Annotated in this window: 25 protein-coding genes and 2 pseudogenes; 11 read left to right on the top strand and 16 right to left on the bottom strand. The window is 66.2% G+C overall.

Annotated elements, in window-relative coordinates; genetic code table 11:
- The first annotated feature begins 533 nt into the window (after positions 1-533).
- Positions 534-1,916 (top strand): replicative DNA helicase, encoded by a 1,383-nt coding sequence (gene dnaB, locus ACZ9BC_RS00795; RefSeq protein WP_079597900.1) that lies wholly within the window; start codon positions 534-536, stop codon positions 1,914-1,916.
- A gap of 9 nt (positions 1,917-1,925) precedes the next feature.
- On the opposite strand, the gene ACZ9BC_RS00790 is transcribed toward dnaB, so the two are convergent.
- From ACZ9BC_RS00790 to ACZ9BC_RS00775, 4 genes and pseudogenes are all read right to left on the bottom strand, one after another.
- Positions 1,926-2,897, bottom strand: a complete 972-nt coding sequence (locus ACZ9BC_RS00790) for an acyl-CoA thioesterase (protein ID WP_115526060.1) — start codon at positions 2,895-2,897, stop codon at positions 1,926-1,928.
- A 112-nt stretch (positions 2,898-3,009) separates the two neighbouring features.
- Positions 3,010-4,824, bottom strand: a pseudogene (locus tag ACZ9BC_RS00785) (rhamnogalacturonan lyase); the annotation flags it as partial.
- 630 nt (positions 4,825-5,454) lie between these two features.
- A pseudogene (locus ACZ9BC_RS00780) lies at positions 5,455-7,410 on the bottom strand (GDSL-type esterase/lipase family protein); the annotation flags it as partial.
- Positions 7,411-7,749: 339 nt separating this feature from the next.
- Entirely contained in the window at positions 7,750-8,184 is a 435-nt protein-coding gene (locus ACZ9BC_RS00775; RefSeq protein ID WP_476244309.1) for a DoxX family protein, read from the bottom strand.
- A 191-nt stretch (positions 8,185-8,375) separates the two neighbouring features.
- Here ACZ9BC_RS00775 and ACZ9BC_RS00770 point away from each other — a divergent pair, with 191 nt between their 5' ends.
- From ACZ9BC_RS00770 to ACZ9BC_RS00760, 3 genes are all read left to right on the top strand, one after another.
- Complete coding sequence (locus ACZ9BC_RS00770) at positions 8,376-9,728, top strand: MATE family efflux transporter (RefSeq protein WP_476244308.1); 1,353 nt, start codon at positions 8,376-8,378, stop codon at positions 9,726-9,728.
- Between the two features lie 25 nt (positions 9,729-9,753).
- Positions 9,754-10,344: a DUF308 domain-containing protein gene (locus ACZ9BC_RS00765; RefSeq protein WP_476244307.1), complete on the top strand. Its 591-nt coding sequence runs from the start codon at positions 9,754-9,756 to the stop codon at positions 10,342-10,344.
- A 104-nt stretch (positions 10,345-10,448) separates the two neighbouring features.
- Positions 10,449-10,805, top strand: coding sequence for a hypothetical protein (locus tag ACZ9BC_RS00760; RefSeq protein ID WP_079597895.1), 357 nt, complete (start codon positions 10,449-10,451; stop codon positions 10,803-10,805).
- Between the two features lie 25 nt (positions 10,806-10,830).
- On the opposite strand, the gene ACZ9BC_RS00755 is transcribed toward ACZ9BC_RS00760, so the two are convergent.
- On the bottom strand, positions 10,831-11,376 hold the full coding sequence (locus ACZ9BC_RS00755) for a CGNR zinc finger domain-containing protein (protein WP_476244306.1): 546 nt from the start codon (positions 11,374-11,376) through the stop codon (positions 10,831-10,833).
- 71 nt (positions 11,377-11,447) lie between these two features.
- On the opposite strand from ACZ9BC_RS00755, the gene ACZ9BC_RS00750 reads away from it, so the two are divergent.
- Positions 11,448-12,509, top strand: a complete 1,062-nt coding sequence (locus ACZ9BC_RS00750; protein WP_476244305.1) for an EamA family transporter — start codon at positions 11,448-11,450, stop codon at positions 12,507-12,509.
- A 92-nt stretch (positions 12,510-12,601) separates the two neighbouring features.
- Here ACZ9BC_RS00750 and ACZ9BC_RS00745 read toward each other — a convergent pair whose 3' ends face one another.
- Entirely contained in the window at positions 12,602-12,868 is a 267-nt protein-coding gene (locus tag ACZ9BC_RS00745) for a WXG100 family type VII secretion target (RefSeq protein ID WP_476244304.1), read from the bottom strand.
- Between the two features lie 212 nt (positions 12,869-13,080).
- Here ACZ9BC_RS00745 and ACZ9BC_RS00740 point away from each other — a divergent pair, with 212 nt between their 5' ends.
- Positions 13,081-13,353 carry a DUF2277 domain-containing protein gene (locus tag ACZ9BC_RS00740; RefSeq protein WP_476244303.1) on the top strand — a complete coding sequence of 91 codons (273 nt, stop codon included), beginning with the start codon at positions 13,081-13,083 and terminating at the stop codon, positions 13,351-13,353.
- Here ACZ9BC_RS00740 and ACZ9BC_RS00735 read toward each other — a convergent pair whose 3' ends face one another.
- From ACZ9BC_RS00735 to ACZ9BC_RS00710, 6 genes are all read right to left on the bottom strand, one after another.
- Entirely contained in the window at positions 13,354-15,804 is a 2,451-nt protein-coding gene (locus ACZ9BC_RS00735) for a heavy metal translocating P-type ATPase (protein ID WP_476244302.1), read from the bottom strand.
- Between the two features lie 21 nt (positions 15,805-15,825).
- Positions 15,826-16,065 (bottom strand): heavy-metal-associated domain-containing protein, encoded by a 240-nt coding sequence (locus ACZ9BC_RS00730; protein ID WP_115526069.1) that lies wholly within the window; start codon positions 16,063-16,065, stop codon positions 15,826-15,828.
- Positions 16,066-16,122: 57 nt separating this feature from the next.
- A complete protein-coding gene (locus ACZ9BC_RS00725; RefSeq protein WP_079598078.1) occupies positions 16,123-16,467 on the bottom strand; it encodes a metal-sensitive transcriptional regulator in 345 nt (114 codons plus the stop codon).
- 266 nt (positions 16,468-16,733) lie between these two features.
- Positions 16,734-17,252, bottom strand: a complete 519-nt coding sequence (locus ACZ9BC_RS00720; protein WP_476244301.1) for a universal stress protein — start codon at positions 17,250-17,252, stop codon at positions 16,734-16,736.
- 54 nt (positions 17,253-17,306) lie between these two features.
- Positions 17,307-18,065 carry a class F sortase gene (locus ACZ9BC_RS00715; protein WP_476244300.1) on the bottom strand — a complete coding sequence of 253 codons (759 nt, stop codon included), beginning with the start codon at positions 18,063-18,065 and terminating at the stop codon, positions 17,307-17,309.
- A gap of 108 nt (positions 18,066-18,173) precedes the next feature.
- Positions 18,174-18,866, bottom strand: a complete 693-nt coding sequence (locus ACZ9BC_RS00710) for a hypothetical protein (protein WP_476244299.1) — start codon at positions 18,864-18,866, stop codon at positions 18,174-18,176.
- A gap of 280 nt (positions 18,867-19,146) precedes the next feature.
- On the opposite strand from ACZ9BC_RS00710, the gene ACZ9BC_RS00705 reads away from it, so the two are divergent.
- Genes ACZ9BC_RS00705 through ACZ9BC_RS00695 form a run of 3 tightly spaced genes read left to right on the top strand, consistent with a single transcriptional unit; the run spans position 19,147 to position 20,777 of the window.
- The gene (locus ACZ9BC_RS00705; protein ID WP_476244821.1) at positions 19,147-19,347 is read left to right on the top strand and encodes a hypothetical protein; all 201 of its coding nucleotides are present in this window, start codon (positions 19,147-19,149) and stop codon (positions 19,345-19,347) included.
- Positions 19,348-19,384: 37 nt separating this feature from the next.
- Positions 19,385-20,497 carry a WD40/YVTN/BNR-like repeat-containing protein gene (locus ACZ9BC_RS00700; protein ID WP_476244298.1) on the top strand — a complete coding sequence of 371 codons (1,113 nt, stop codon included), beginning with the start codon at positions 19,385-19,387 and terminating at the stop codon, positions 20,495-20,497.
- Complete coding sequence (locus ACZ9BC_RS00695; RefSeq protein ID WP_476244297.1) at positions 20,490-20,777, top strand: MoaD/ThiS family protein; 288 nt, start codon at positions 20,490-20,492, stop codon at positions 20,775-20,777. The genes ACZ9BC_RS00700 and ACZ9BC_RS00695 overlap by 8 nt, the downstream gene beginning before the upstream one ends.
- Positions 20,778-20,869: 92 nt before the next feature.
- Here the strand turns inward: ACZ9BC_RS00695 and ACZ9BC_RS00690 are convergent, their stop codons facing one another.
- A complete protein-coding gene (locus ACZ9BC_RS00690; protein ID WP_476244296.1) occupies positions 20,870-21,106 on the bottom strand; it encodes a hypothetical protein in 237 nt (78 codons plus the stop codon).
- A 179-nt stretch (positions 21,107-21,285) separates the two neighbouring features.
- Between ACZ9BC_RS00690 and ACZ9BC_RS00685 the strand changes: the two genes are divergently transcribed.
- Positions 21,286-21,699: a hypothetical protein gene (locus ACZ9BC_RS00685; protein ID WP_476244295.1), complete on the top strand. Its 414-nt coding sequence runs from the start codon at positions 21,286-21,288 to the stop codon at positions 21,697-21,699.
- On the opposite strand, the gene ACZ9BC_RS00680 is transcribed toward ACZ9BC_RS00685, so the two are convergent.
- Genes ACZ9BC_RS00680 through ACZ9BC_RS00670 form a run of 3 tightly spaced genes read right to left on the bottom strand, consistent with a single transcriptional unit; the run spans position 21,696 to position 25,685 of the window.
- Positions 21,696-22,922: a pyridoxal phosphate-dependent aminotransferase gene (locus ACZ9BC_RS00680; protein ID WP_476244294.1), complete on the bottom strand. Its 1,227-nt coding sequence runs from the start codon at positions 22,920-22,922 to the stop codon at positions 21,696-21,698. The genes ACZ9BC_RS00685 and ACZ9BC_RS00680 overlap by 4 nt on opposite strands.
- Positions 22,923-22,977: 55 nt before the next feature.
- The gene (locus tag ACZ9BC_RS00675; protein WP_476244293.1) at positions 22,978-24,672 is read right to left on the bottom strand and encodes an alpha-amylase family protein; all 1,695 of its coding nucleotides are present in this window, start codon (positions 24,670-24,672) and stop codon (positions 22,978-22,980) included.
- Positions 24,669-25,685: a TIGR03885 family FMN-dependent LLM class oxidoreductase gene (locus tag ACZ9BC_RS00670; protein WP_476244292.1), complete on the bottom strand. Its 1,017-nt coding sequence runs from the start codon at positions 25,683-25,685 to the stop codon at positions 24,669-24,671. Before ACZ9BC_RS00670 ends, ACZ9BC_RS00675 begins: the two co-directional genes overlap by 4 nt.
- Positions 25,686-25,837: 152 nt before the next feature.
- Here ACZ9BC_RS00670 and ACZ9BC_RS00665 point away from each other — a divergent pair, with 152 nt between their 5' ends.
- Positions 25,838-26,761, top strand: coding sequence for an AEC family transporter (locus ACZ9BC_RS00665; protein WP_476244291.1), 924 nt, complete (start codon positions 25,838-25,840; stop codon positions 26,759-26,761).
- Positions 26,762-26,794: the final 33 nt, after the last annotated feature.

Here is a 26,794-nt window from a genome sequence, read left to right as displayed (position 1 = left end):
TCACGGGTATGGATCGGGCTGGGGACAGGGCACCCGGCGCGTCGGGGCCTGTGGATGAAATTCCACAGAAGAAATATTTACTCCACATCCCCGGACGAGCGTTTTCGCAGGTCAGAGGGCTGGCGGGAGGCAAACTTTTTTATTATCCACAGCCTTTCGCACAGGCTGTGCACAAGCTATGCCGGTTAGTGCACAGGTTATCCACAGCCCTTCGGGGCTTCCGGCTTTGCTGCCGGGTCCCGGGGGGCTAGCGTAGCGGGGTACCTGTTCTTAGGGCAGTCAGCGGCTCCGGGATCCCCGGGAAAACTGCAGTCCCGGGCCCTGTGTGGGCCCACGGAACAGGCCTCTGTGGAAAACCTGTGGACAGTGGGGATAACTCCATAATTTCCGGTTCCAGGGACTGGCGGCAGCATTGTCAGACCCTGCCGATACACCTGTACGGGTGGCGGAGCACGGACTTTTCCGGATGAGGCCTCAACAGGACAGCAATAACCGGGCAACCCAGGCCCCGGTACAAATGGAGGACGGCAGCTTTGTCAATCGCGCATCTGGACCAGGTCGAGACCACCCGCGGATCAGACACCAGCCGGAAGCCTCCCCAGGACATCGCCGCCGAGCAATCGGTGCTGGGCGGCATGATGCTCTCCAAGGATGCCATCGCCGATGTTGTGGAAATCCTCCGCGGCCAGGACTTTTACCGGCCTGCCCACGAGACCATCTACGAAGCGATCATTGACCTGTACGGCCGGGGCGAACCAGCCGATGCCGTAACGGTCTCCGATGAGCTCACCAAGCGCGCAGAAATCAACAGGATCGGCGGCCCTGCCTACCTGCACGAGCTGATCCAGACCGTTCCCACCGCTGCCAATGCCGGGTACTACGCCGAGATCGTGGCCGAACGGGCCGTCCTCCGGCGCCTCGTGAACGCCGGCACCAAGATCGTCCAGCTGGGCTACGGCTCGGACGGCGAGGTGGAGGACCTGGTCAACCAGGCCCAGGCCGAGGTCTACGCTGTGGCGGAACGCCGGACGGCTGAGGACTACGTGGTCCTCAAGGACGTCATGGAGTCCACTGTGGACGAGATCGAAGCGTCCGGCCACCGTGGCGAAGGCATGACCGGTGTGCCCACCGGCTTTTTTGAACTCGACGAGCTCACGCACGGGCTCCACCCGGGCCAGATGATCGTTATCGCCGCCCGTCCGGCCGTGGGTAAATCCACCTTCGCCCTGGACTTTGCCCGCTCCGCCGCGATCAAGAACAACCTGTCCACGGTCATGTTCTCGCTCGAAATGGGCCGGAACGAGATCGCCATGCGCCTCCTCTCGGCCGAGGCCACCATCGGTCTGCAGGACCTCCGCAAGGGCACCATCAAGGACGAGCAGTGGTCCAAGATCGCCACCACCATGGGGCGCATGAATGATGCCCCGCTGTTCATCGACGACAGTCCCAACATGTCCCTGATGGAAATCCGCGCCAAGTGCCGCCGCCTGAAGCAGCAGCACGATCTCAAGCTCGTCATCCTCGACTACCTGCAGCTGATGAGTTCCGGCAAGAAGGTGGAGTCGCGGCAGCAGGAAGTCTCCGAGTTTTCCCGTGCTTTGAAGCTGCTGGCCAAAGAGCTCCAGGTCCCCGTCATCGCGCTGTCCCAGCTGAACCGTGGGTCCGAGCAGCGCTCGGACAAGCGGCCCATGGTGTCGGACCTCCGTGAATCGGGCTCCATCGAGCAGGACGCCGACATGGTGATCCTGCTCCACCGCGAGGATGTCTACGACAAGGAATCCCCGCGCGCCGGCGAAGCGGACATCCTGGTGGCCAAGCACCGTAACGGCCCCACCAAGGACATCGTGGTGGCTTTCCAGGGCCACTACTCCCGGTTCGCCAACATGGCGGCTGACGCCGGCGGTGGCGGCTTCTAGGGAACCGGGTCAGCCCTGGGTCAGCAAGTGGTTGGGGAGCCGGTTGCCCGGCGCCGTACCCCTGATCTCGAGAAGTTCCCGCGCGTGGGCGTGCAGCCTCTTATCCTCGTCGCTGACAGGCACCCAGGCGGGAATCGGCACTGAGTTGCCTTCGTCGTCGCGCGCCACCATCACGGTGAGGCAGTACGTCGTGAGGTTGAGCCCGCCGCCCTTGGGGTCGCCGGAGCGGACGTGTACCGCAATATGCATACCCTTGGTTCCGGTGTACACGAGGCGGGCCTCCACCTCCACCACGTGCCCGATCAGCAGGGGCCGGTAGAAACGGACTCCGCCCGAGAACACCGCCACGGTGTCCCGGCCGCAGTAGCGGGTGGCACAAACGTAGGCGGCTTCATCGATCCACTTCATGACGATTCCGCCGTGGACCTTGCCTCCCCAGTTCACGTCAGTGGGCGCGGCCATGAATCGGAGCGTCACGCGCTCTGCCGTACCGGCATCGGTATATTCCTGCCGGTTCATCGCTTCGACGATCTGCTCGCGGACCTTGATCCGGGCCAGGGCGTGGTCCCGCTGCTCAATCTCTTTGGGCGTGACGGGCTCGAACTGCTGCACGGGGATCGGTTTGCCATCCTCTCCGACAGCCACGAAGATGACCATGCATTGGCTGCGCATGGTGGCCGCGCCGCCCTTGGGATCTCCGGAGGACACAACAGTCCGGATGTGCATGGAGGACCGCCCGGTGTACACGATGGTCGCCTCCACCTCCACCATGTCGCCGCTGTTCACGGGATCCGCAAAGTGGATGTTCCCCACGTAGGCCGTGACGCAATAGGACTTCGCCCAGCCCACGGCCGCCGCATAAGCCGCCTTGTCCACCCACTCCAGGACCGTGCCGGCGTCCACCGACCCGCTGTGGCCCACGTCCATCGGCGCGGCCAGGAAGCGGAGGGTTACGGAATTCGGGGTGCCGGTGGACGTCATGCTGTGATCATACTGACGCCCCCGGTTACCCGCCGGTCGCCCCGGCAAAGAGACAAACAGAACTGCCCCGCCCGCCGAATCGGCGGACGGGGCAGGTCACTGTTGACCGGGACTAGCCGGCGCGGGTGTAGACGATGTCCGGCTGGGCAGGAAGCTCCATGCCTTCCCCGATGAAGAAGCCCGGGTGCGGCGGCTGGTTGTAGGAGATGTTCTCCCTTGCCACGGAGAGGCGGTACACCGGATCGTGCATCAGCGTCCGCAGGCGGACGTCAGTACCGGAAGGCGTGGTGTAAATCCGCAGTTCGGTGCTGTCTGCTGACGGCCAGGCGATCTCTTCCCGCCAGTCACCCAGCAAGTCGGCCTGGATGGCCGGGTTGCCCTTGGTGCTGTTGTTGGTCTTGGCACCGGTTGCTGTCAGCAGCCGGTCGCTGGAGGCGGTCTCCCAGTTCCACTTGGCGATGCTGGGAGTTCCGGTACCGGTGGTGGCATCCCAGTCGTGGTCGACAATTTCGCGGAGCAGGTCGCCGTCCCACCATGCCAGGAAGTTGGCGGCGGGGATCTTTTCCGCGATCAGCTCACCCTTGGTGGACCGGAGCTGACCGACGGGGGAGTTCCAGGCGGCGTCTCCGCCGATGGCCCAGCCTTCGGCACCGGCATACCGGGGATCGATGTCACCCGCAGCGCCGCGTCCGGTGTCCTTGAGGGCCGGAATGCTCCACAGGACCTGGCCGGTCCTGGAATCCCTGAAGGTGGCTCCGAGGTTTCCGCTGGAGCCCATGTCCTCGTGGACCGCGAACGTTTCCAGGCCCGGACGCGAGGGGTCAAGGTCGCTGGTGTGAATCGCGTCGCCGTGGCCCAGGCCCGTGCTGTAGAGCGCCTTGCCGTTGTCGTCGATGGTCATGGATCCGAAGACGAACTCGTCCTTGCCGTCGGCGTCCACGTCCGCGACGGACAGGTTGTGGTTGCCCTGGCCCCGGTACTGCGATCCGCTGATGTCCGAGTCGAACGTCCACCGCTTGACCAGCTTGCCGCCGGAGAGGTCGTACGTGACCAGGACGGCGCGGGTGTAGTAGCCGCGGCTGAACATCATGGACGGACGCTCGCCGTCGAGATAGGCCACGGCTCCCAGGAACCGGTCCACGCGGTTGCCGTAGGTGTCACCCCAGGCCCCCACGTCTCCGCGCGGCGGCTCATAGGCCACTGTGTCGATGACGGTGCCGGTGGCGCCGTGGAAGACGGTGATGAACTCGGGCCCGGTCAGCACGTAGCCGCTGCTGTTCCGGTAGTCGGCCCCGGCGTTCCCGATGACGGTGCCGGCACCGTCCCGCGTTCCGTCCGCCGTCTTCATGGCAACCTCGGCCTTGCCGTCGCCGTCGAAGTCGTAGGCCAGCAGCTGGGTGTAGTGGGCGCCCGCACGGATGTTCGGGCCCATGTTGATCCGCCAGAGTTTGGTGCCGTCCATCCGGTAGGCGTCCACGTAGACAAGGCCGGTGTAGCCTGCCTGGGAGTTGTCCTTGGCGTTGGACGGGGACCACATCTGGAGGATTTCGTAGGTGCCGTCGCCGTCAAGGTCGGCGACGCTCGCGTCACCGGCCGAGTAGCTGTAGGGCTGCCCGTCCTTGGTGTAGTCGTCCGCCGGCTTGTCCAGCTTGACCGACAGGTAGTCCCGGGACAGGGGCGTGAACTCGCCGGTGAGCTGTTCCCCGCCGTTACCCACGCTCTTGATGACGTAGCGGGAGGCGGCTGTGCCCGAGGGGTCCAGGAACGTGGTGCTGTTGCGGATGGGCTCGTCGGTGAGCTGAACGCCGTCGCGGATCACGTGGAAGCCCACCTGTTCCGGGTCCAGGCCCAGCAGGCGCCAGCCAACGCGCACTCCGCCGTCCGTCAGAAGTGCCACGGGTGCCCGGTCAAGCTGCTCCATCTGCCGGTTGACCACGGTGACCTTTTCCGTTCCCACAACGTGCGAAGGCGCGGATTCACCGCCCTTGTTCACGGTGGTGACGCGGTAGTAGTACTTGATGGTGGTCAGGACCGTGTAGTCGGTGTAGTTCACCTCGGTGGCCCGGCCCGCGTATTCGAACGGGCCGTCAGGTGAGGTGGAACGGTAGACCTGGTAGGCCGCGGCGTTGGCCACCTTCTGCCATTTCAAGGTCACGCTGGTCTTCTCCACGGCCTTGATGTCCACCTTGGTTGTGGGCGCGGGGACGGGCGTGCCGGGATCCACAAGGGCGGTCTCGAGCGTGTTGGAGGGAACCGATTCGAGGCCGGTGCTGTCCACGGCGGTGACGAAGTACTTGTAGGTCAGGCCGGCGAAGGCAGTGGTGTCCTGGAACGCAGGGGCGGCCACGTTTTCCGCGATGACCTGGGGTTCGGACTCGAAGGACGCCTGGCGGAAGACCTTGTAGCTGGCGGCGTCGGCCACGGCATCCCAGGCCAGGTCGACGGCAGGGGGTTCGGCCGCCGCGTTGACCGCTGTGGTGTGCAGGTTCGTGGGGCCCACCAGCAGCGGGGTGACCTCCAGGCCGTTAAGCCGCTGGCCCGAGCCGCTGATAGCCAGGTTCAGCTGCCCGTCCGAGACCAGGACCTGGTTGATGATCTTGGTGGCGGAGGAGGCGCGGCTGGAGGAGACCTGGCCGAAGGGAATGCCTTCGGCGGCCACGTCGGTCCGCGTGGAGCCGATCCAGTCGCTGTGGTACGTCTTCAGGGCATAGGTGCCGTTGGGCACGTCCAGCTGGAACTCGAAGCTGGAGCCGCTCAGGACGAAGTCCCGCAGCAGGTTGGTGGTGACGGCGCCGCGGTCCCGGTCGCTGAGGACCGAGATGTCCTTGAAGCCGAAGGTGCGTTCCGGGGTGTAGCCCATGGTCCGGTTCACCTCGGTGTAGCCGGGTTCGAGGGGTGCGCCCACGGGGCCGAAGTCGAACTTGTACTTCGCCTGCTTCGTGGTCACGGCCAGTGCGTCGCTGGGCTCGGAAAGGCCCTTGCCGTTCATGGCCGCAACGCGGACGCTGTAGGCGGTGCCTTCGGCCAGTCCCGCCAAGTTGGCTGTGGGCACGGTGGCGGTGGTGGTGAGCTGGTACGCGCTGTCCGGCTCGGACGCCAGCTTGCGGTACACCTTGTAGATGTCCGCACCCTCAACGGGCTGCCATTTCAGCAGTGCCCCGGCGTTGGAAACGCTGCCGGCCACGAGTCCCTGCGGCTTGGCGGGAACGGACGACGGCGGTGCGATTTCCTTGACGCGGGAGGCCAGAGGGACGCCGAGCTGCTTCACTCCGCCGGCCACCAGGCGGGCGATCTGGATGGCGCCGTATTCCTGGAAGTGCGTGTTGTCCACTGTTCCGGTGGGGCGGTTGGGGTAGACGCCGGCGTCGACGTGGAGGAACACGGACTTGGTGTCCTCCGGACCGATCGCGTCGTAATAGGAGCGGCTCGAGGCGGAAAGGTCCACCAGGGCCACATTGTCCTCGCCCGCCAGTTCCTGCATCTTGGCTACGTACTCCGGGAAGCTCACCCGGAACTTGCCGGTGGCCTCGTCAAAGTCGCGGCGGCCCACAGGGGTGACCAGGATGGGGGTGGCGCCGCGCTGCCGGGCGCCGTGAACATAGGTCCGCAGGTACTCCTTGTAGTCCTCGGGGGAGGCGTAACGGTCATCCACGCCGATGGTGGCATCGTTGTGCCCGAACTGGACCATGAGGTAATCACCGGGATTGATGACCCGGAGGATCTCATCGAGCCGTCCCTGGCTCATGAAGTTCTTGGAGCTCCGGCCGCCGATGGCATGGTTGCGGAAGGTCACAGCACCGTCGAAGTACCGGTCGATCATCTGGCCCCAGCCGGCCTGGGGCACGAACCCGGGGTCGTAGGTCTGCACGGTTGAATCACCGGCGAGGTAGACGCCGGGATCGGTGGTGGCCGTGCGGGGAGCCCGGGCGGCGATGACCAGTGAATTGATCTTGGCCGCTGTGCCGCTGAAATCGAGGTTCAGCTGGCCGTCCACCAGCGAAATGGGGAATTCCATTTCCAGGTACTGGCCTGCCGGCTTGTCCGTGAGCTGGACTTTGGCCATCTTCTCCGCGGTGATGGCGATGTTGGTTGCTTCCGCAGCGTCGCCTGCTATCAGCTTGACGGTGTAATCCCCATTGGGCAGGTCAACCAGGAACGTGCTGCCCTGGGCCTGGACGAAGTCCGAGCGGAGGGGGTCACCTGTGCCGCGGTCTGCTCCTGAGGTAACGGCGGTGTCGGTAAAGCCGAACTTCCCGGCTGCGGAGTATTGGGTGGCGGCATCGACGTGCGTGTAGCCCGCAGCCGTGGAACCGGGGCCAAAATCAAACTTGAACCCGCTGCCCACGGGCGGCAGTGCGGTGTCCGCGTGGACCGGCGGGAGACCGGTCAGAGCGATCGCGGCAGAGGCAACAGCCGCGGTGGCAGCCTTGGTGCCCGAGGTAAGGATCCTGCGGCGCTGCTGCGGCCCTGCCTCGGGGCCTGGTTTCGCTTGCGGGGGTTTCTTCACGGACATCTCCTTCGATGAGCGGTGGTGAAGCGGTCCCGGCCTTAGTTTGGAACGATTCAAAACGAGGGCGCACTTGTAGTGCAGGTGCGCGACGCAAGAGAAGGTTCCCGGAAGTGACCAGTTGAAGAAAGGCTGAGACCTGGGGTGCGGTGATGCAGTTCTCACTGCAACAGTCACAGGTTTATCAGCAGCAACAGCCGGCTGGCAAGCGTTTTCCCAATCTTTCCTGCGCCTTTACGATTGCGGGTCGTTCCTCAATGTTCGATATTTTGCCGCCTAAACGTCGGCGGCGGCCGGGCACCCAGGTGCCCAGCCGCCGTCGAGCGGTGTTTTTTGTGGCCGTGGTTAGGCCAGGACTGCCAGCTTGGAGTTGCTGCGGCCAAACAGGGTGCGGTCCACGGAGACCCGGCCCGCGCCGGTGAGTGCCAGTGCGAACGCGGCAGCGGCCAGGAGTAGGACCAGTTCGTAGCCGCCATTGGCGGCGAAGACGCCGGCCGAGGCGTGCACCAGGAACAGGGCGCCGAGCATATCCAGGGCCAGGAGGGCGGCAACCACCCGGGTCAGGATGCCCACGATCAGGGCGATTCCGCCGGCCAGTTCCAGGACGGCGACTGCCGGGGCTGCAATCTCGGCGGCCGGCACGCCCATCTTGGCGAACGAGGCCTGGGTGCCTGCGATGGTCCACTCGCTGAACTTCTGCCAGCCGTGGGCTGCAAAGAGGAAGCCCAGGACAATGCGGAGGGCCGTGATGGCGGTAGTGGTAAGTCGGGACTGGTTCATGGAAGATCCACCGTTTCGGATTTTGGTCGGAGCTGGACAGGTGTGCAAGCAGGGACGGATCACAGCGGCTTGAGGTATCCAGTCTTCCGCACCAAAGGTTGAAGAGTCAACTATATCGGTGGAAGTGTGGGCTTTGTCATGTCCGGCCGCACGACCGGCAGGTGAATGTCACGGAAGGTTAAGCTGGCACGGTGCCGCAACAATCGCCCTCCCTTCCCGTGGAGTCCCGCAAAGGCCATGCCCGGGAAATACTCCGCCTCGCTGTCCCTGCTTTCGGGGCGCTCGTGGCCGAGCCGCTGTTCCTGCTGGCGGATTCGGCCATCGTGGGGCATCTCGGCGTGGCACAACTGGCCGGCGTCGGACTGGCGTCCGCGGTGCTGCACACCGCCGTCGGGCTGATGGTCTTCCTCGCGTATTCCACCACTCCGGCCGTCGCCCGCGCCATTGGTGATGGACAACTGGGCAAGGCCCTCGCAGCCGGGCGCGACGGCGTGTGGCTGGCACTGCTGCTCGGCGTGGGCCTTGCGGTTGCCGGCTTCGTGGCTGCCGAACCTTTGATTGGCCTGATGGGGGCGGAAGGTGAGGTGCGGTCCTTCGCCGTGGACTACCTGCGCTGGTCCATGCCCGGCCTGGTGGCCATGCTGCTCATCTTCGCCGGCACGGGCGTTCTCCGCGGACTGCAGGATACGCGGACCCCGCTGGTGGTGGCCACCGCCGGCTTCGGCCTGAACATCGTCCTGAACCTGTGGCTGGTTTACGGACTGGGCTGGTCTGTCACGGGCTCGGCGGTGGGAACAAGTGTGGCCCAGTGGGCCATGGCGGCGGTCTACCTGGTGATGGTGCGGCGCAACGCGGTCCGCCACGGCGTCAGCCTCCTGCCCAGCTGGCGGGGCATCCGCAGCATGACCCGCGTGGGGTCCTGGCTGATGCTGCGCACGCTCAGCCTGCGCGCAGCCATCCTCGTGACCGTGCTGGTGGTTACCGCGCAGGGCGCAGTCAACCTCGCTGCCCACCAGCTCGCAATGACCATCTTTTCGTTCCTGGCCTTCGCACTGGATGCCCTCGCCATCGCCGCGCAGGCGCTGATCGGCAAGGAGCTGGGCGCCTCCAACGCGGGCAAGGCGCGCCTGCTCACGGGCACCATGATCCGCTGGGGAACCGGCTTTGGAGTGGTGACGGGCCTGCTGCTCGCCGCGGTGGCCCCCTGGGCAGGAGCCCTGTTCACGTCGGACCAGCAGGTCCAGTCCGTGCTGGCCGTTGCTTTATGGATCCTTGCGGCCGGACAGCCAATCGCCGGCTACGTCTTTGTGCTGGACGGCGTGCTGATCGGCGCCGGCGATGCCAAGTACCTGGCCCTTGCGGGGCTGGTCAACCTTGCCGTGTATGCGCCGCTGCTCGCCGCTGTTGCGATCTCCGGTGCGGGGGGCGCAGCCGGCCTGGGCTGGCTGTGGGCCGCTTTCGCGGTGGGCTATATGGCGGCCCGCGCCGTCACCCTCGGGGTGCGCGCCAGGTCGGACCGGTGGATAGTCCTGGGTTCGGCCTAGCGGTCCGCCCCACTAAACTGGACCGGTGACGCAACCAATAACACCCGCAGGCGCAGCAGCGGGAACTGCACCCCGGCCCGACCTGTGGAAGCCGGTGCTGCTCCGCTCGGCGGCGGCCCTCGTGTTTGGTGCAGTGACCATTTTCTGGCCATCGCCCTCCGTCGAGGTCATGGGCTGGGCCGGTGGACTGTACCTGCTGGCCACCGGCGTTGTTTCCCTTTGGGGCGCTCCCGCCACCGGGTTCGCCCGGGAATCCACGCCGGGCAAGTTGCTCTCCGCTGCGGGTTCAGTGCTCACGGGTGCAGGGTTCGCCCTGGTGCTGATGCACAGCGACCTGCTTTTTGGTGTCATAGCAGCCCTTGGCCTGGGGGTGGCTGGAGCCCTGGAGCTTTGGTGCGGCCTGCGGTTCCGCGGCCGGCACGTCCTGGCACGGGACTGGATTGCGTCCGGCATCATTGGCCTCGGAACCGCTGCCGTCCTGCCCTTCTTCATCAGCCTGGGTGCACACGCCCTGCTCGGAGTGGCCGGTGGCGGGGCAATCATTTCGGGCGTCCTGTGGGTACTCTCCGGTTTGACGCTCAAGCACGATGCCCGGGGCGGGGCCGGGAAGCCGTAAACTAGGAACGCGCGGTTCTACTCGTTGTAGAAAAATAGGGCCGGGCGAACCACCGCACTACGTAAACCAGGACGGCAGCGTGCCGCCTGCAGGGAGGATTCACCGTGGCAGACCAGCATCCAGGAAAACCGCGCAAGCTGCGGACCTCGGTGAAGGGGCCGCTGATGTTCTCCGCGTTTTGGGCCGTCGTCACCTTCGTGGCAGTCCTGATCTTTGCCTCCGGCGGCAGCGCCAAGACCCCCCGCTTCGACCTTGCCTTCACCGGCGCCGGCATCGCGTTCATCGTCACCCTGGTGATTGCGGCCATGCTGTCCATGAGCTACAAGGAAAATGCCGAGCACCTGGGCAAGGGCTCGGGCGTCAACCTCAGCTCGAAAAAGCCGTCCCACGGCTTCGGCGCCCCCGGCGCACAGAATCCGCCCGCTTCCGAGGCCGGACCCGAGGGGCCCTCGGACCGCTGACCCGCCGCCCTGAATTGCGGTGCCGCTAGCCTGCTGCCGCCTGCCGCGCGCGGTAGGCAGCCACGTGCATCCGGTTGGCGCAGTTACCGGTGTCGCAGTAACGCTTTGACCTGTTCCGGCTGAGGTCCAGCACGGCGGCGTCGCAGTCTTCTGCCTCGCAGGTGCGCAGCCGGTCCATCTCCTTGCCGCGGATGACGTCCGCCAGCGCCATGGCCGCTTCCGTGCTCATCCGGTCTGCCAGCGGCGCCTCGGGGGTCGTGGCGTGCAGGTGCCAATCCCAGCGATCGTGCTTGACCAGCTGGGGCAAGGCGTTCGCCTCGCGCAGGAGCCGGTTCACCGTTTCCACCGCTGCATCTTCACCGGCGGTCCACACTGCCGCCAACTGGCGCCGGAGGTCCCGCACGCTGGCGAGCTCCGCCTCGTCCCGGGTCCTGGAACCCGAAAAGCCTTCGGCGGCCAGGAAACTGTCCAGGTCTGCCTGTGCCGCAAGCTCCTCCCTGCCGTTCGCCGCGGAGTTGATGAGATTTACCACGGTGCGCAGTGCCACCTCAGTGTCAGGGGCAAAAACCATCTTGACTCCTTACAGTGCGGAAGCGTAATGTCATGACCATTACCCCACTTTACTCCTGACAGGAGGCGACGGTGCCTGCCGCCAACAACCACGCCCAGAACCGCCAAACACCCACTGCCCGGCGGGGGTTCCTGGCATCCGGGCTGGGGGTGGCGCTGTTCTCCTCCGCCGTCTTCGGGCTTTCCGGCTCGTTCGCCAAGGCGCTGCTGGAAACCGGATGGACGCCGGGAGCCGCCGTGACGGCCCGGCTCACGGGCGCCGCGATGATCCTCGCCATTCCGGCCATTCCCGCACTGCGGGGGCGCTGGCACCAGCTGCGGGACAACTGGGTGACCATCCTCCTGTTCGGACTGATCGGCGTGGCCGCATGCCAGCTGTTCTACTTCAATGCCGTGGCCCGTTTGTCCGTGGGCGTTGCCCTCCTCCTCGAGTACCTGGCACCCGTCATCATCGTGTTGTGGCTCTGGGCCGCCAGCCGGAAGCGTCCCCGGGCACTCACCTTCGGGGGAACACTGCTCTCCTTGGCCGGCCTTGTGCTGGTCCTGGACCTCACCGGTGCGGTCAAGGTGGATCCGGTGGGCGTGCTCTGGGGCATTGCAGCGGCGGTCTGCCTGGCCATCTACTTCTTCATCACCGCGAAGGAAAACGACACCCTGCCGCCCATCGTGCTGGCCTCGGGCGGCCTGATGGTGGGTGCGGCCGTGATGTGGCTTGCCGCAGCCACCGGCCTGCTCCCCATGGCCTTCAGCGCCGCAGACACGAAACTCGGCCCCTGGACCGCCCCCTGGTGGGTCCCGCTGGCCGGCCTGGTTGTGCTGGCGACGGTTGTGGCCTACGTCTCGGGCATCATGGCCGCCCGGGCGCTGGGTTCCAAGGTGGCGTCCTTCGTGTCGCTGACCGAGGTCCTCTTTGCCGTGATCTGGGCCTGGCTGCTGCTGGGGGAACTGCCGGGAGCTGTCCAGCTCCTGGGCGGCGTCCTCATTGTGGGCGGTGTCATCCTGGTCCGGGTTGACGAACTGCGGGCCACGGTGCCGCCCGTGCGCGGTGCAGGCACAACCACGGCGAACAAGGAAGCCAGGACACAGGCCGCGTCACCGCTGGAGCACGCCAACGACGTCGAACCGGTCCCCTAAGTGCCGCACCGCGAGAGGCGGCCGGAGGGTTAAACACATCAGGGCCGGACACCACATGGTGTCCGGCCTTGATGGTGTTCGCGCCGCGAAGGCTAGCCGTGGGAGGCGTCGAACTGCTGGTCGGCGTTGAGCTTTGCCCGGTTGCTGGCTTCCCGGAGAGCTTCAGTCACCTGGTTCAGCCTGTTGGTGTATTCGCCCCTCCACTGCTCCTTGAACTTGTCAGCATCCGGTCCCATCCACTGAGTGTTGTCCAGAAGAGCGGTGAGGGAATTGCGCTGCGATTCGATGACGTCCGCGCCCTGCCGAAGGTTCTTGCCGAGCGTACGAAGCTGCTCAACGTCTGCACCCCAAATAGCCATCAGTTTCTCCTTGTGTGGTGAGTGGATCCGAACCAGGTCGGCATCCCCAGCGGCCCCCGGCTTGTCCGGAAGATCCATTGCCTAAAACCTACCCCGGCCGTCAAAACAGTGTCGATGGGCACCCCTGCCCATGCCGTGCTCCCCATGGCCGGGTGCCAGCAACCTGTGCAGGAGGGGTCGATCCCAGGCGCTCCAGAGCCTAGCATGGCCTTATGTGCCGGAATATCCGAACCCTTCACAACTTCGAGCCGCACGCCACTTCCGAGGAAGTGCACGCCGCAGCGCTGCAGTATGTGCGCAAGGTCAGCGGCAGCACCAAGCCGTCCAAGGCCAACCAGGAAGCCTTCGAGGAGGCGGTGCACGAGATCGCCCACATCACCCAGCACCTCCTGGACTCTTTGGTTTCCCAGGCGCCTCCCAAGGACCGGGAAACTGAGACAGCCAAGGCCAAGGCCCGCGCCGCGGTGCGCTACGGCGCGGCCTGACTAGTTTTTCGCCGCTCCCTGTGGTTGATTGCCGAAGCTGCGCAGCCGAAGTGAGTTGGCCACCACCAGGACGGAACTGGCTGCCATCGCCCCACCCGCGATCATCGGGTTGAGCAGCCCTAGCGCGGCCACCGGGATGCCCACGGCGTTGTAGAAAAACGCCCAGAAAAGGTTGGTCTTGATGGTGGCCAGGGTCCTCCGGGACAGCTCGATGGCCTGGGCAACCTGTGCGAGGTCGTTGCCCATCACCGTCAGGTCCGCGGCCTCGATGGCCACATCCGTGCCGGAACCCATGGCAATGCCGAGGTCCGCCTGGGCCAGGGCGGCAGCGTCATTCACCCCGTCGCCGGCCATGGCCACGGTGGCGCCTTTGGCCTGCAGCGTGCGGACCGCCTCGACTTTCCCTTCCGGCAGGACACCGGCATAGACGTCCTTCGAATCGATGCCGACGGCGGCCGCCACCTGCGCGGCCACTGCGGCGTTGTCACCCGTCAGCAGGATGGGGCGCAGCCCCAGTTGCTTTAGCCTGGCCACCGCTGCGGCCGAGCCTTCCTTGATGGTGTCCCGCAGGCTGATGACGCCGGCAGGAGTCCCATCCACGGCAACCCAGATGGCGGTGGCGCCGGCGGCTTCCGCTGCCGCCAGTACCGCGTGCTGACCACTGGCGGGCGTGATGCCGTTGTCCTGCAGCCACCCGGTCCTGCCGGCGGTCACCTGCTTGCCGCCCACGATTCCCGACACTCCGCCGCCCGGGGCGGAACGGAAGCGCTGCACCGGAGGCAGGAAACCGCCGTCGTCCGCTGCCTGTGCGTCCCTGGCCGCTGCCGCAATGGCGTGGGCCACGGGGTGCTCCGATGCCGATTCCACGGCTCCGGCCAGCCGGAGGACCTCATCTTCCCGGAAGCCCTCGAATGCCACCGTGGCATCAACGGCGAGGATGCCCGTGGTCACGGTTCCGGTCTTGTCCAGCAGGATGGTATCCACGGACCGGGTGTCCTCGAGGACCTGCGGTCCCTTGATGAGGATGCCCAGCTGCGCACCCCGTCCCGTGCCCGTCAGCAGGCCCACGGGAGTGGCGAGCCCCAGGGCGCAGGGGCAGGCGATGACCAGGACGGCGACGGCGGCGGTGAACGCGGGCCGCAGCCCGTCCGCAAAGTCCGGGCCGGCCAGCAGGAGCCACAGCAGGAAGGTGGCCGCGGCGATGGCCAGGACCACCGGAACGAAGACGGCGCTGATGCGGTCGGCGAGGCGCGCGATGGGTGCCTTGCCGGTCTGCGCCTGGGACACGAGGCGTGCCATCTGCGCCAGGGTGGTTTCTGAGCCGACCCGTGTTGCCTTGACCAGCAGCCTGCCGGAGGTGTTGATGGTTGCGCCGGTCACGGGGCTGTCCGGTCCCACTTCCACCGGTACTGACTCACCTGTCACCAGGGACGCGTCCACCGCCGAATGCCCCTCGACCACTAGGCCGTCGGTTGCAATTTTTTCGCCGGGCCGCACCACCAGGACGTCACCCACCTGGAGCTGGTCCGCCGGGATTCGGTGTTCCATGTCGCCGCGCAGCACAGTGGCATCCTTGGCGCCCAGGTTGAGGAGGGCCTGCAGGGCGTCGCCTGCCTTCTGCTTGGCGGTGGCCTCCAGGTACCGGCCCAGCAGCAGGAAGGTGGTGACCACCGCCGCTACCTCGAAGTACAGGCCACCGGTCTCCATCCCCTCCATGCCCGGGTGTTCGGTCATGCGGGGATCCAGGAACAGCTGCCAGGCGGAGAACAGGTACGCCGCGGCAACACCGATGGATACCAGCGTGTCCATGGTGGAGGCCAGGTGCCGCGCGTTGATGGCGGCTGCCCGGTGGAAGGGCCAGGCCGCCCACGTCACCACCGGCAGCGCCAGTGCAGCCGCCACCCAGCCCCAGTGCGGAAACTGGAACGCCGGGAACATGGAAACCAGGAACACGGGCACCGTCAGGACGGCAGCCAAAATCAGGCGGGGCCGGAGCCGTGCCGCCGCGGCGTGGTTGGCTTGCGCGGCGCCACCGGAGACTTGCTCGGCATGCTCGCTCGTGCCTCCCCGGCGGCCCCCTGGACTCGCAGGCTCGTCCAGGGAACCCTGCCGCCGTGGGCCCAGCTTAGACGCATGCTGCCGCACGTCCCCGGCGTCACCGCTTGCGGACAGCTCACCTAGCGTGCTGGCGTTATGGCTCGGATAGCTGGGCGAGTGCAACCTTGCCTTGTACCCTGCCGCGTTGACAGTGCTTATCAGTTGCTCGTCGGTGATTCCTTCGGGCACCGTTACGTGGGCGGATTCCAGTGGGAGGTTGACTGAGGCCTGCACACCGTCGAGTTTGCCGAGCTTCTTTTCCACGCGGTTGACGCAGGAGGCGCAGGTCATGCCCTCGATATCCAGCTCCACCACCCGGTTGCCCGGCGGGTGGAGCAGTTCCTGGGAACTCATGTCTGTTGTCCCGGGACCTTTCTAGGCTTCGTTGGCGACGACCAGGTAGCCGGCCTCTGCCACTGCCTCGCCGATTTCGGAGGGCGAAAGCTCTTGCGCGGACGTGATGGTGACGGTGGAGATGCCGCCGGCATTGAGTTCGACATCCACGGCTTCCACTCCAGCGAGGGCTTCGAGTTCTTCACTGACCGCCGAGATGCAGTGGCCGCAGGTCATTCCGGAGACGCTGACGGTAGTGGTGGTGGGGGAGGTGGTGCTCATGGCTGGCTCCTTTGGGTCTTGCCGGCGGTAGCCGGCGATGGCGTTGGGGGGTAGCTCTCAGCGAAGCAGCCGGCCGATGGCGTCGGCAGCTTCCTTGACTTTGGCATCAATGGCTTCGGCGCGGGCGGCCGGGTCCGGTTCGGAGGCGGCGCCGACCACGCAATGGCCGATGTGCTCTTCCACCAGGCCCAGGCTGACGGCGTGCAGGGCTTTGGTGACGGCGGAGACCTGGGTGAGGATGTCGATGCAGTATTTGTCCTCGTCCACCATCCTGGCGATTCCGCGCACCTGGCCTTCAATGCGCTTCAGGCGCCGGAGGTAGGCCTCCTTGTTGCCGGTGTACCCGTGGTCCGGTGCGGAGTCCGCTTCGGGCGCGGCGACTGCTTCTTCCGTAGGGTTCATACGTCCACCGTATACCCCATGGGGGTATCGAGGCAAGTACCCCCTAGGGGTATGCGCTGCATCGCGGGTTTTGGGCACAAAAAAGCTCCGGAGTGCGTTATTGGGGGATACGCACTCCGGAGCAGCTTTTGGGCAAACGCGGGATCCACCTCGGTGGATCCGGCCTGCTTGAATCAGCTTACTGGCTGGTAGTGCCCTCCGCCAGCACCGCGAATAACTACTTTCGCTTTATTATTGGAGGGCCTGAACAGCGGTCCCGGCAGTGCTTACGGCCGGTCCTCGTGGGCGGGCATCTTATACGGGACCACCAGTACCGGCCTGCTTTGGTGATGGCTCAGCCAGGCTCCCACCGATCCGTTCAGCGCTTCCGAGAGGCGGTGGGAGAAGCCGCGTTCCGAAGTGCCGACAATAATCATCGGCGCGTTGGTTTCCGCCGCCAGCCGGCCCAATGCCCGGGCCGGATCGCCGGAAAGCGTGCGGAGCGTCCACTCCACGCTGCCGCCCCCGGACGGCACCTTTTCCACCGCGGCCTGGACGTCCGCCTTCAGTCCGGTTGTCAGGGCGCGGATGTCATCATCGTCAGCATCCGGGTGCAGGGAAAGCCGGTGTGCTGAGCGCGCCGGATCCCATTCCACCAGGTAGCTGGCTTCATCCACGTAGGCGCACACCAGCGGCGTGCCCAACCGGGCGGCGAGGACAGCCGCGGTCTGCAGGACCTCCGGGTGCTGCTTGGGCATGATCCCTACCAGCAGCGGGGCCGTGCCGCTGAATCGTTCGGATGTCATAGCCCATTGTCCGCCCGGTGACAGACCCCTGAACAGGTACGGGACCTTGATTCCTCAAGAAACCGCAGGTGAGGCCGTCACTACCACGTTCTTTCCCCACGGGTCCTCGGTGTAGCAGCTGATGAGGACCAGGCGGTTGGGCACGATTTCCCAGACAGGACTGTCCTTCAGGCTGGACTTCAGGTACGTCGTGACGTTCTCCACCTGGTAGGTCATGGTTCCGGCCGTGGTGTCGACGTCGAAGCGGTGGCCCACCGTGGCGGCGGAACTCAGGTGGTTGAAGGGCGCCTCGGCGCCATCCCAGCTATGGCCGATCACATAGGTTGTATTGGCCGACCCGGCTCCGGGCATCCCGAACGGGGTCAGCCAGTAACCGTCTTTCGTCTCGGGCGGCACAATCGTTTGGCTCGCCTGTGCAGCGCTGTCGGGCTGCAAAGGGTGCACCGGCACGTCGAAGCCTGCAGACGGATAGCGGATGCGTACCGGGGCTGCCGCCGCTGGAAAGGCCGGTTCCTGCACAGGCGGTGCCGCCGTCGTGCCTTCCCCCGGCGTCGCGGGAGCAACCGGGGCAGCAACCGTTCCTTCCGCCGTGCCGGTGACAGTGATGGGCTCCGGCTCCAAAGACCGCACTTCGGCGGCAGTGGGCGCTGAACTGCCGACGGCGGCCGGTTGGGTCAGCTGGAGCAGCGGCCCGCCGAACGTGATGGACAGGAAGGCAAGGACGCCGCACAGCAGGATGGCGAGGTCGCCGCGGTTCCAGCGGCGCCAGCGGCGCCGGACCTGGGCGGAGTGCCGGCTGCGTTCCCGGGACATTGTGCTCCTCATCTTTGTCATCGGGATGAAAAGGAAGGAAGGCGTCCCGCCGGGCACTGGCGGAACGCCTTCCTTGTCAGGAGGCCGCTGCTTGCGGCACGGGCGGCGTCAGTTCGCCATGGAGGAGCCGGAACGGCGGCGCAATGCCACAGCCGCTCCCGCCGCCATCAGCGCACCGAGCCCGCCAAGCCAGGCAGGGGAGCTTTCAGCGCCGCCGACCGCAGTCTGGGCGTTGTACCCCTGATTGGTTCCGAGACTGTTGGTTCCGAGGCTGTTGGTTGCGGTGGCCGCAGCACCCGCCCGCGGAGCTGCCTGCGGCACGGGAACCACCACGGCACCGGACGCAGGGACGGCAGCAGCCGGAGGATTGACAATCGGAGCGGCTGCGGGCGGTTCAACGACGACGGCCGGCACCTCGGCCGGGGGATCCACCGGCGTTACCGCGGGCGTTTCGACGACGGGCGGCTGCTCGACGACGATCGGCGGCACCACCACAGGAGGCACAACGGGTGGCACGACGACCGGAGGCACTACGACGGCGGCAACGCAACCGCCGGCATGGATTGCGATCCCGGCAGCGTCCCAGTTCTGTCCGCCCCACAAGTGCTCGTTGGGCGGGATGATGTCATCGCCGTGGTGATCGTGGCCATGGAGTCCGGAATCGTCAATGGTGTTGGAGGTGTAACCGCCCCCTGCTTTCGCGTGACAAAGGCTGACGTTGTCGGATGCTGCCATGGCCGGGGCGGTCAGGCTGATGAGCCCCAGCCCCAACACCCCCGCAGTGATGATGGTGCGTTTCATAAGTCTTCTCCCCAGTGTGATGTGAAACGGACCATGTTGAGGAGGGCCAGCGGTGACGCCGATGCCCCAGCACACGGTCAGCTTGCTTGAGGTTTCAGGCTAGGAGCGACGGCGGGGGCCGGTCGCCAGTAGGTGGTACTCGTCTTTCATGGGCGTCCGGAGGCCCGGTTACTTGTGCGTACCCGAACATTGGCCCGGGCTACTTGCCGGACAGGATGAGCCTTGTCCACGAAAAGCGCCGCGCCTAACGTTGAAGCAAACGAAAGGGTGCGTGGACGTCATGGAAATCTACATGTGGTGGCTGGACCTGGATCTTGCGACCAAGGAATGGCTGAGGGAGAACCTTCGCGCGGAGGAACTGCCGCTTCCGGTGCTGCAGGGTATCGCCGAAGCGGGCGGGCCCCACCCGGACAATCCGGCAGCGGTGCTGACGGAGGATGACTGGGACTTTATCGAGACGCAGTCGGAGTTCGTGGACTAGGCAAAAGTCGTTGCGGGCAGCCCACCGCGGTGGTTGCATGGTGGGCATGGCATCCGCAGAGAGTTTTGTCTTAGCGATCGGCACCAAAAAAGGGCTGTGGCTGGCCACCAGCCAGGACAGGCGCGACTGGTCGTTTACCGGCCCGCATTTCCTCATGAGCGAGGTTCCCAGCATCGGGATTGATACCAGGGACGGCCGAACCCGGATCATGGTGGGCGTCCGGAACGAGCATTGGGGTCCCACCGTTGCACATTCCGATGATCTCGGTGCCACCTGGTCCGAGCCGGAACAGGGCGCCATCAAATTTCCGGAGGACACCGGCGCCGCGCTGGAGCGCATCTGGCAGATTTATCCCGATCCCGATGCCGATTCCCGTCCGGGAGTGGTGTGGGCCGGAGCGGAACCCATCTCCGTGTGGAAATCCACGGACGGCGGCGAACACTTCGAACTGAACCGGGGCCTGTGGGACCATCCGCACCGCAGCGAATGGGGTGCAGGCTACGGCGGCGCGGCCGCCCACTCCATTGTGGTCCACCCGGCCGGGGAAACGGTCCACGTGGCCATGAGCACCGGCGGCGTGTACCGCTCGCTCGACGGCGGCACCTCCTGGGAGGCCCGCAACAAGGGGATCTCCGCCTACTTCATGCCGGACCCCAATCCCGAGTTCGGCCAATGCGTCCACAAGATTGCGGCCGACCACGCGGTGGACGGACGCCTGTACGCGCAGAACCACCACGGCGTGTACCGCACGGACGACAATGCGGACAACTGGACCTCGATAGCGGATGGGCTGCCGGCCGACTTCGGCTTTGTGATGCTGACGCATCCCCGCCGCGAGGGAACGGCCTGGGTTGTGCCGCTGAAAGCAGATGGGGAACGCATTCCCCCCGACGGCGAACTCGCCGTCCACCGCACGGATGACGCAGGATCCACGTGGAAGCGGCTGTCCTCCGGGCTGCCAACGGCCGAGTACAACAGCGTGTTGCGCGACGCTGCCTCGGTGGACACGGCGGAGCCTGCCGGCGTGTACTTCGGCACGCGCGGCGGCAGCGTCTATGCCAGTGCGGACGAGGGCGAAACGTTCAGGGAAGTGGCAGCCCACCTGCCGGACGTTCTCTGCGTGCGGGCCGCAGCGGTGGCCGGTGCCTGACATCACGGTGGTGCTTCCCGGCGTCCTGCAGCCACTGGCCGGCGGGCAGTCCGTACTGACTGCGCCCGCCGACGGGCCGATGACGGTGGATAAGCTGCTGGATTCCGTGACCTCCGGCTACGCGGTGCTTGCCAGGCGGCTGCGCGACGAAACGGGCGCGCTGCGCCGCTTCGTCAATATCTACGTGGACGGCGATGAGGTGCGGCGGCTGCGGGGGCTGGAAACCGAGGTAGTGCCGGGCCAGGAGGTGCTGATCATCCAGTCGGTGGCCGGCGGCTGAGCGTCACTCCGCCGCGGCTGCGGGCAGTCCTTACTGACTGCGCCCGCCTCCGCGGTGTGTACTGCCCGGAAAAGGTTTACTGGCGGCCGGCCTCAGGCGACCCGCCACACGCTGCATTCGTCCGTATTGATTGCTTTCCGCAGGCCCGTGACCCGGTCCATGATCCAGACGACGCCGATGCCCGGCGCCGTTTCCTGGACGCTGCCGCGTCGGATCACCACGTCGTCGTAGGAAGGCCCGACGGAAAGGCGGGCTTCGATTTCATCGCCGCGGTGGAGCTGGTCCAGGGCGCGGACTCTGGTTACATGCGTGGTCGCTTTCTTCAACATGGCGGGGCCTCCTGGCTGGGGCTGGTGCCGGCTCTTGCCTGCACTATCAGTGTGGCCGGGCAATGTTGCGTGCTGGTTTCCCCGCGGTTAGGTACCGGTTAGTTCTTCGAACCGGCGGTGTTTCTCCGGCACGGCAGGTGTCCGCGGGGCCGGCGCGGGCGGGCCCCTAAGGTAGACCCATGGAGATCGTGCAGGGGATCTGGACGTCGGTGCTGGCTGCGGCGGCGCTGGCGCCGCTGGCAACCTTCGGTGTGGTGCTGGTCGCCTTCCTGGCGTACCGGCAGCGGGACCGGGCAGACCGGCGGGACCAGTGGTGGAAGCGCGCGCAGTGGGCCATTGATTCCGCCCTCAACGACGCTGATCCGCAGCGCCGACTGGCCGGGTTGAAGGTGCTGGTCCAGCTCATCGGCAGCGACCTTGCCACGGCGGAGGATGCGGACCTGATGAGCGCCATCGCCGTCGGCATCCGGAACCAGGAGCAGGACAGCAGGCGGCGCAGTGTCAGCGTTTCCGCCTCCACACAGGACCTGATCGTGGCGGAGGCCGGGACCCTGCTGCGGCTCGCCGACGCCCTGAGGCAGCGTTCCGGCTAGGCCGCCGCGCGGTTGCGGTAGCCGGACAGGAACGTGGAGATCCGGCCCACTGCCTCCTCGATGTCCAGCACGGACGGCAGGATCACGAACCGGAAGTGGTCCGGCGCCGGCCAGTTGAACGCCGAGCCGTGGGAGACCAGGATCTTCTGTTCCTGCAGGAGGTCCAGGACGAACTGCTCGTCGCTGGCGATCGGGTACAGTTCCGGGTCCAGGCGGGGGAAGAGGTACATGGCCCCCGACGCCGGGACGCAAGTAACGCCGGGAATGGCCGTCAGGAGCTTGAACGCGAGGTCCCGCTGTTCCCGCAGCCGCCCGCCCGGCTGGACCAGCGCCTCAATGCTTTGGTAACCGCCAAGGCACGTCTGGATGGCGTGCTGGGCGGGAACGTTTGGGCACAGCCGCAGGGACGCCAGCAGTTCCAGGCCCTCACGGTAGGCCGCGGTGGCGGCCAGCGGCCCGGTGACGGCCACCCACCCCGCCCGGTATCCGGGCATCCGGTAGGCCTTGGAGAGGCCGCTGAACGTCAGGCAGCAGACATCCTCGGCTACGGACGCGGTGTGGATATGCTGCGCGTCTTCGTAGAGCACCTTCTCGTAGATCTCGTCCGAGAACAGGACCAGGTTGTGCTTCCGGGCCAGCGCCGCGAACTGCTCCAGCACCTGCCGGGGGTAGACCGCACCGGTTGGATTATTGGGGTTGATGATCACAATCCCCTTGGTGCGGCTGGTGATCCTGGCCTCGACGTCCGCCATATCAGGCCACCAGTTCTCGGCCTCGTCACAGAGATAGTGCACGGGCACGCCCCCTGTCAGGGTGACGGCGGCCGTCCAGAGGGGATAATCCGGTGCGGGGACCAGGATTTCGTCCCCGTTCTCCATGAAAGCCTGCAGGCACATGGAGATGAGCTCGCTGACACCGTTGCCGATGAAGATGTCCTCCACGCCAATCTGCATCAGGCCACGGGTCTGGTAGTACTGCGAGATGGCGGTCCTGGCCGAGAAGATGCCCTTGGAATCGCTGTAGCCCTGCGCGCTCCGCAGGTGGTGGATCATGTCCACCACCACCGACTCCGGAGTCTCCAGTCCGAACGGGGCGGTGTCCCCGAGGTTCATCTTGAGGATCCGGTGCCCCTCTGCCTCCATGTTCTTGGCAGCCTGGAGGATGGGCCCGCGGAGTTCGTACCGGACGTTCTGGAGTTTGCTGGAGTGTTGCATGGCGCGCATGGTTGATCTTTTCATAAAGGCCGGCGCCGGGCGCCCCCGTTAACGTGCCGAAGCGTTAGGGAGCCAGCCGGTCGCCTTTCCGGTGCACACGGAACCAGCGGTAGCCGTAGCGCCCGAGCTTGACGCTGAAGCTGCCGTCGGGCTCCAGGGGAACATTGTCGCCGTCGAACAGGTCCAGCAGGACAGCGTCCCTGTACCCCCGCCCAGAGCCGTCCGCCGGGCTGAGGCATGCCTGGATGTTTGCCGCGCCTTCGCCCAGGTTGTGCAGCAGGACCAGCATGCCGCCGTCGGAACTGCATGTGTGCGCAAACACGGCGGGTTCGGGCTGGTCGAGGACGGCGAACTCCCCCCACCCCAGTTCGGGGGATTCGCGGTACCGGTGGATCACGGTGGACATGAAGTTGAACAGTGAATCCGGATCCCGCTTCGCGGCTGCCGCGTTGACGTGCTCCGGCCCGTACTCCCCCCTGGCCAGGGGTGCCACCAGCTCGGAGGCCTTTGCGGTGGAGAATCCGCCGTTCTTTTCGCTGGTCCACTGCATGGGCGTCCTTACCGCAGCCCGGCTTTTCTGCCGAAGGTCCTCGCCCATTCCGATCTCTTCGCCGTAAAACAGCACGGGGGTGCCGGGCAGGGAGAACATCAGGGAATACACCATCCGGAGGCGCTCCTGGTCGCCGCCGAGCATCGGCGGGAGCCGCCGCCGCAGGCCACGGCCGTAGATCTGCATGTTCTTCTCCGGCCCGAAGGCGGCAAAAACCTCTTCCCGCTCGCCGTCGCTGAGCTTGTCCAGCGTCAGTTCATCGTGGTTGCGCACGAACATGGCCCATTGGTTGTCCGGGTGGAGCGGCGGGCGGCCCTTGAGCGTTTCCGCCAGCGGACGGGCGTCCTGCCGGGCCAGCGACAGGTAGATGTGCTGCATGGACATGAAGTCGAACTGCATGTTCAGCTCATTGCCCTCCGGCCCGCCGAAGTACTCCACCTGTTCCTTGTACGGCAGGTTCACTTCGCCCAGGAGCACTGCGCTGCCGTTGCGGCGGCTGACGAAGCTGCGCAGCGCGGCGAGGTACTCGTGCGGATCCAGGTTGGCCGCCTCGTCCTTGGGCTGGCCCCGGGTCTCCAGGAAGAAGGGCACGGCGTCCAGCCGGAATCCGTCCAGCCCCAGTTCCAGCCAGAGCCCCATGGCCTTGGCGATCTGGTCACGGACCCCGGGGTGCGTCACATTGAGGTCCGGCTGGTGCTTGGCGAACATGTGCAGGTACCACTCTCCGGTGGCCTCATCCTGCGTCCAGAGCGAGTCCTCCTCCCCGGGAAACACAACCTCGGAGGACGTGTCCGGGGGAGTGTCCTTCCGCCAGACGTAGAAGTCCCGGTACGGGTTGTCGGTTGATTTCCGTGCCTCGACAAACCATGGGTGCTGGTCCGAGGTGTGGTTGACCACGAAGTCGGCAATCACGCGCATGCCGCGGTCCTTGGCGGCCCGGATGAACTCCACTACGTCTCCCAGCGTGCCAAGCCGGGGATCCACGCCAAAGAAGTCGGTCACGTCGTAGCCGTCGTCCCGGTCGGGGGACGGGTAGAACGGCATGAGCCAGATGCACGTCACGCCCAGGGCGGCCAGGTAGTCCACGCGCTGGGTAAGGCCCGCGAAGTCACCCAGGCCGTCGCCGTCGTCATCAAAGAATGTCTCCACGTCCAGGCAGTAGATGACAGCGTTTTTCCACCAAAGGTCCGAGGTCTCGGCGATCCTCATGCGGACGCCCCGGCGGCCGGTTCGGTGGAGGCACCGGCAAGCTGCGGGACACCGGATGCGCGCAGCCGGGGCAGGACCTCCGCCGCAAACGCGTCGATGAAGGGAGCCTGCTCCTGCCCCACGAAGTGCAGGTACAGCTCGTCGAAGCCCAGCCCGGCGTACTCCGCCAGCCACTCAACGTGCTGGTCCAGGCTCGATGACACGTTCACGGTCTTGCGGACCTGGTCCTCTGTCACGTGTTCGCCCACGAGGTCGAAGTGCCCAGCCGTGGGCAGGTCCCAAGGGATGGGCGGATCGTAGGTGTTGGTCCGCCACTGGTCCAGGGCGATGGCTGCGGCGTCAGCTTCCCTGGGAGCCCAGGAAAGGTGGACCTGCAGCGCCGCCTTTCCCCGCCCGCCGTTGTCCCGGTACGCGGCCAGCATCTCCCGTAGTTTCGCGGCGGGCTGGTTGACGGTGACCAGGCCGTCGGCCCAGGCGGCGGCACGGCGGGCGGTGTCCACGCTGACAGCGGGAGCAATCAGCGGCGGCGGATTTTCGGGAACGTCCCAGATCCGTGCCTGCTCCACGGTCACCAGCCCGCGGTGGGTGACCTCCTCGCCGCGGTGGAGGCGGCGGATCACGTCCACGCACTCCTCCAGGCGCCTTTGGCGGATATCCTTCGCGGGCCATCCGTCACCGGTGATGTGCTCGTTCATGTTCTCCCCGCTGCCGGGCGCGAACCAGAACCGGTCCGGGAACATGCTGGACAACGTGGCGGAGGCATGGGCGATGATGGCCGGGTGGTAGCGCTGGCCAGGTGCCGTCACCACCCCGAACCTCAGCTTGGTGGTGGCCAAGGCGGCGCCCAGCCAGGACCAGGCGAAGCCCGAATGCCCCTGGCGTGCCGACCAGGGCTCAAAGTGGTCCGAACACATGGCGGCATCGAAACCGGCGCGCTCCGCGTGCTGGACGTCCTTGAGCAACTGGCCGGGACTGATCTGTTCATGCGATGCGTGAAAACCGAGGGTAACCATCGTTAACCTCTACCGTCCGTAGTGGTGCCGTGTCGAGGGCTGAGGTTCAGCGGTGACGGCGAGAGCCTGCTTGTCGGATAAGTTTGTAACTTGTAGTACTGCCTTCCCGCCTCACCGGCGGGAGGCGGAAGGACGGGAAGGAAGTGCCTCGGATGGGCGGCGTGCTGATCGGGCTGGCGGTGATCGGCGTCGTTATTGCCGTGGGATATCTTGCCGCCCGGTGCGGGCTGGGTGGCGAGGCCACGGTGTCGGCGCTGACGCGGACCGCCTTCTTCATCACCAACCCCGTCCTGCTCTTCACGGTGGTGCTGGAATCGGACATCTCGGTGGTCTTTTCCGCCTATGTGCCGCTCGCGCTGATCACGGCGGCCGCCACCGCCCTGCTGTACGTCATCGTCAGCCGCCTGTGGTTCCGCCGTCCTTTGGCGGAAACGGCCATTGGCGCCATGGCGAGTTCCTATGTCAACGCCAACAACATCGGCATTCCCATCACGCTTTACGCCCTGGGCGACGCAACCCCGGTGGCACCGGTTCTGCTGGTCCAGCTGCTCCTGCTGGCCCCGCTGGTCCTGACGCTGCTGGATCTTTCGGCCGCGGGCCGCATCTCGCCGCGGCTGTTGCTCACCCAGCCGTTCCGGAACCCCATGATCATCGCCTCCCTCCTGGGTGTGGTCCTCGCTGCGTTCAACGTGGAGCTTCCCGAGCCGGTGATGGCACCGCTGACCCTCCTGGGCGGAGCCGCGGTGCCGGTGGTGCTGCTGGCTTTCGGAATGTCGCTGCGCGGCACGCGCATGCTGAAAAGCGGCGGGCATACAGCGGAAATCCTTACAGCCACGGCACTCAAGTCCGCGGTGATGCCGGCGGTGGCGTTCGTCGTCGGACGCTTCCTGTTCAACCTGGACCAGCAGATGCTCCTTGGCGTGGTGCTCATGGCGGCGTTGCCCACAGCCCAGAACGCGTTCCTCTTCGCCAGCAAGTACGGCCGGGGAGTGGCGGTGGCGCGGGAGACCATCCTCCTCTCGACGGCGGCCGCCGCGCCCGCGCTGGTCCTGATCGTCTGGCTGCTGGCCGGCTGAGCCGCGCCGCCCGCCCGGGCAGCCTCCCCGGGG

It is taken from the genome of Pseudarthrobacter sp. TE3704, assembly GCF_056279405.1.
Note: the sequence above shows the minus strand (reverse complement) of the source record. Positions and strands in the feature narration are given on the sequence as shown.